The sequence below is a fragment of the Streptomyces calidiresistens genome (genome assembly GCF_014141525.1).
Classification (GTDB): domain Bacteria; phylum Actinomycetota; class Actinomycetes; order Streptomycetales; family Streptomycetaceae; genus Streptomyces; species Streptomyces calidiresistens.
Window position 1 is genome coordinate 1 of record NZ_VKHS01001421.1, and the last position, 709, is coordinate 709.

Consider the following 709-nt stretch of genomic DNA (forward strand, 5'->3'; position numbering starts at 1 on the left):
TGTATAAGAGACAGCCCTTCCTCCCCGACCCCCGGAGAACCGTCGTGCAGCGCACCGTCCTCGCCGTCTCGGCCGGCACCGGTCGTCCCTCCGCCACCCGTCTGCTCGCCGATCGGCTGCTGACCGCCGTCCGGGAGGCGGCCCGTTCGCGGGCCGACACCGATGCGGCCGCACCGCGCACCGAGGTGATCGAGCTGCGCGAGCACGCCGTGGACATCGCCTCGGCCGGGGTGACCGGTTTCCCCGGAGCCGGACTGCGCGCCCTCCTCGACCGGGTCCGGGCCGCCGACGGCCTGGTCGTCGCGACCCCGGTCCACTCAGCCTCCTACAGCGGCCTGTTCAAGTCCTTCTTCGACGTCCTGGGGGCCGACGAACCGACCGCGTTGCGCGGTGTCCCGGTCCTCCAGGCCGCGACCGGCGGCACCGCCCGCCACTCCCTGGTGCTGGACCACGCCATGCGTCCCCTCTTCTCCCACCTCGGGGCCACGGTCCTGCCGACCGGTGTCTACGCCGCCCCGGAGGACTGGGGCGGCGGATCGACGGGCCGGGACGCCCTCGGCGCGCGCATCACCCGTGCCGGCGCCGAACTCGCCGCGGCCGTCCTCGGCCCGGTCGACGAAGGACCCCGCCCCGCCCCCGGGGCCGAGGGGGACGCGGAGGGGATCGTTCCCTTCGAGCGGTACCTGGACTGTCTCTTATACAGATCTGA

General features: G+C 74.0%; 1 protein-coding gene. It reads left to right on the forward strand.

The genetic code is table 11. The features are described 5' to 3' along the window. Nucleotides 1-44 precede the first annotated feature (44 nt). On the forward strand, nucleotides 45-709 hold a 665-nt coding region (locus FOE67_RS27625), incomplete at its 3' end, for a CE1759 family FMN reductase (protein ID WP_182667537.1).